We start from the raw sequence: 2505 nt of genomic DNA on the forward strand, positions 1-2505 counted from the left end.
TACCAGAACAGCTTCGCGGCCAACGCGACGATGCGCGACGACAACGAGACGCGGATCAACGTCGATTACACCTGGAAACTCTGGTAAGGGGCGGGGCAGAAAGGTTCGAGGCTCCCGCAGGAGCCTCGATGGTTTCGCTTACATGTTGGGATAGTTCGGCCCGCCGGCACCTTCCGGCGCCACCCAGGTGATGTTCTGGGCCGGGTCCTTGATGTCGCAGGTCTTGCAGTGCACGCAGTTCTGCGCGTTGATCTGGAAGCGCGGGCTGCCGTCGTCCTGTTTCACGATCTCGTAGACGCCGGCCGGGCAGTAGCGCTGCGCCGGCTCGTCGTAGAGCGGCAGGTTGCGGGTGATCGGGATGCTCGGGTCGGCCAGCCGCAGGTGGCAGGGCTGGTCTTCCTCGTGGTTGGTGTTGGAGAGGAACACCGAGCTGAGCTTGTCGAAGCTGAGCTTGCCGTCCGGCTTCGGATAGTCGATCTGCTTCGACTCGGAGGCCAGATTCAGGCAGGCGTGGTCCGGCTTGTCGTCGTGCAGGGTGAACGGGATCTTGCCGCCGAACAGGTTCTGGTCGATGAAGTTGAAGGCCCCGCCGGCCAGCGCGCCGAACTTGTGGAGGGCGGCGCCGAAGTTGCGGCTGCAGAACAGTTCCTCGTACAGCCAGCTGGACTTGAACGACTCGACGTAGCCGTTCAGCTCGTCGCCGCCCTGGCCATCGCCGGCGAGGGCGGCAAGGACGGCGTCGGCGGCCAGCATGCCGGACTTCATCGCGGTGTGGCTGCCCTTGATCTTGGCGAAGTTCAGGGTGCCCAGGTCGCAGCCGATCAGCGCGCCGCCGGGGAAGACCATCTTCGGCAGCGAGTTCAGGCCGCCCTTGCAGATGGCGCGGGCGCCGTAGGCCACCCGCTTGCCGCCTTGCAGGTACTGGGCGATCTTCGGGTGGTGCTTGTAGCGCTGGAACTCGTCGAAGGGCGACAGGAAGGGGTTGCTGTAGGACAGGTCGACGATCAGGCCGACCACCACCTGGCCGTTCTCCAGGTGATAGAGGAAGGAGCCGCCCGGGTTCTCGTCGTCCAGCGGCCAGCCGGCGGCGTGCACGACGAGGCCCTGCTCGTGGCGGGCCGGGTCGATGTCCCAGATTTCCTTGATGCCGATGCCGTAGTGCTGGGCGTCGGCTTCGCCGTCCAGCGTGTAGCGGGCGATCAGCTGCTTGCCGATGTGGCCGCGGCAGCCCTCGGCGAACAGGGTGTACTTGCCGCGCAGCTCCATGCCGGGGGTGTAGCTGTCCTTCGGCTGGCCTTCGCGGTCGACGCCCAGGTCGCCGGTGACGATGCCGCGCACCACGCCGTTTTCGTCGATCAGCGCTTCCTGGGCGGCGAAGCCGGGGTAGATCTCCACGCCCATGGCTTCGGCCTGCTGGGCCAGCCAGCGGCACAGGTTGCCCAGCGAGATGATGTAGTTGCCCTCGTTGTGCATGGTCTTGGGCACAAGGGCGTTCGGCAGCTTGATGGCCTTCTCGGCACTCTTGAACAGGTAGATGTCGTCGCGCTTGACCGGGGTGTTCAGCGGGGCGCCCAGTTCCTTCCAGTTGGGGAAGAGCTCGTTCAGCGCCCGCGGCTCGAAGACGGCGCCGGAGAGAATGTGGGCGCCGACTTCGGAACCCTTCTCGACCACGCAGACGCTGATCTCCCGACCTGCCTCGGCGGCCTGCTGTTTCAGCCGACAGGCGGCGGACAGGCCGGCCGGACCGGCGCCGACGATGACGACGTCGAATTCCATGTATTCGCGTTCCACAAATATCTCCTGCTCGGGGCTCTCTTCGCGTGTTCCCTGGTGAGGGCCGGCCATTATATATCCGAGCCCTCCGGGCGAACCAATGCAAAGACGGGGCGAAGCGCCCCGCAGGCGGCTGCCGGAGCCCATGAAGGCCGGGCCGCTCTCGGTTGACCGGGCGGTGGCCTGAGGTCAAGATACGGCCGTTTTACGCTCGCCGCAGGGGGCTGACGTCGGCTCCGGCCGTCAACCACAGGCCATGGCTTGCCTTGGCGACATTTCATTTACCGGAGAGTAACGAGGAATCCATGAAGGTTCTTGTAGCTGTCAAACGAGTGGTCGACTACAACGTCAAGGTTCGCGTCAAGGCGGACCACTCCGGCGTCGACCTGGCCAACGTCAAGATGTCGATGAACCCGTTCTGCGAGATCGCCGTGGAAGAAGCGGTGCGGCTCAAGGAAAAGGGCATCGCCAGCGAGATCGTCGCCGTGTCCGTCGGCCCGGCCCAGGCCCAGGAGCAGCTGCGCACCGCCCTGGCCCTCGGCGCCGACCGCGCGATCCTGATCGAGAGCGACGAGGAGCTCGGCTCCCTGGCGGTGGCCAAGCTGCTCAAGGCGGTGGTCGACAAGGAGCAGCCGCAGCTGGTGATCACCGGCAAGCAGGCCATCGACAGCGACAACAACCAGACCGGGCAGATGCTCGCCGCGCTGACCGGCTACGCCCAGGGCACCTTCG

Annotated in this window: 2 protein-coding genes; one reads left to right on the top strand and one right to left on the bottom strand. The window is 65.7% G+C overall.

All coding sequences use genetic code 11. The features are described from left to right. Positions 1–138: 138 nt before the first annotated feature. Entirely contained in the window at positions 139–1791 is a 1653-nt protein-coding gene (locus BMY22_RS23145; RefSeq protein WP_090625670.1) for an electron transfer flavoprotein-ubiquinone oxidoreductase, read from the bottom strand. Between the two features lie 287 nt (positions 1792–2078). Between BMY22_RS23145 and BMY22_RS23150 the strand changes: the two genes are divergently transcribed. After that, positions 2079–2505 (top strand): electron transfer flavoprotein subunit beta/FixA family protein (locus tag BMY22_RS23150; protein ID WP_143068626.1); only part of this gene is annotated, 427 nt, incomplete at its 3' end.

The sequence above is a fragment of the Azotobacter beijerinckii genome (assembly GCF_900110885.1).
Lineage (GTDB): Bacteria > Pseudomonadota > Gammaproteobacteria > Pseudomonadales > Pseudomonadaceae > Azotobacter > Azotobacter beijerinckii.